The sequence below is a fragment of the Arthrobacter sp. I3 genome (genome assembly GCF_000520575.1).
In the GTDB taxonomy this organism is placed as follows: Bacteria; Actinomycetota; Actinomycetes; order Actinomycetales; family Micrococcaceae; genus Arthrobacter; species Arthrobacter humicola_A.
In genome coordinates, this window is record NZ_KI914945.1 from 28,190 (window position 1) to 28,975 (window position 786).

Annotated in this window: 1 protein-coding gene and 3 pseudogenes; all 4 read left to right on the plus strand. The window is 71.9% G+C overall.

Going from position 1 to position 786, the window contains the following annotated elements; translation table 11 throughout:
* On the plus strand, positions 1–241 hold a 241-nt coding region (locus Y706_RS30385), incomplete at its 5' end, for a putative PEP-binding protein (RefSeq protein WP_043436374.1).
* Between the two features lie 22 nt (positions 242–263).
* Positions 264–356 (plus strand): annotated as a pseudogene (locus tag Y706_RS30390) (DNA-binding protein); the annotation flags it as partial.
* Positions 356–634: pseudogene (locus Y706_RS0117205) on the plus strand (putative PEP-binding protein); the annotation flags it as partial. The pseudogenes Y706_RS30390 and Y706_RS0117205, both read left to right, overlap by 1 nt.
* 22 nt (positions 635–656) lie before the next feature.
* A pseudogene (locus tag Y706_RS30395) lies at positions 657–786 on the plus strand (DNA-binding protein); the annotation flags it as partial.

Genomic DNA, 786 nt, shown 5'->3' on the forward strand with positions numbered 1-786 from the left:
GGTGGGCGTGTGCGGTGAGGCCGCGGCGGACCCTGCCCTCGCCGTCGTCCTCACGGGGCTGGGCGTCACCACGCTGTCCATGACGGCGCGTTCCATCGCGGCCGTCGCCGCCGTGCTGAAGACCGTCACCCTGGCCGAAGCGCGGGAGCTGGCCAAGCTGGCCTTGTCCGCGCCGAGCGCTACGGAGGCCCGGGCCTGGGTGCGGGCAAAACTGCCGGTCCTGGAGGACCTTGGGCTGTAGCGGCTGCCGCTAGGATGCACTCATGGCACTGATAGCCCCCCGGGTGACGGCCGGCCTCCCGGCCGAGGATGCGCAGAACCTCAGGTACGCCCTCGACGGCAGCCACGACATTACACCGTGGAAGGTTCCGCGGCCGAGGGCCACAACAAGCCGGTGGGCGTGTGCGGTGAGGCCGCGGCGGACCCTGCCCTCGCCGTCGTCCTCACGGGGCTGGGCGTCACCACGCTGTCCATGACGGCGCGTTCCATCGCGGCCGTCGCCGCCGTGCTGAAGACCGTCACCCTGGCCGAAGCGCGGGAGCTGGCCAAGCTGGCCTTGTCCGCGCCGAGCGCTACGGAGGCCCGGGCCTGGGTGCGGGCAAAACTGCCGGTCCTGGAGGACCTTGGGCTGTAGCGGCTGCCGCTAGGATGCACTCATGGCACTGATAGCCCCCCGGGTGACGGCCGGCCTCCCGGCCGAGGATGCGCAGAACCTCAGGTACGCCCTCGACGGCAGCCACGACATTACGGTGTTCGTGGACGGCACCGTCCACCGGCTGCCGCCCG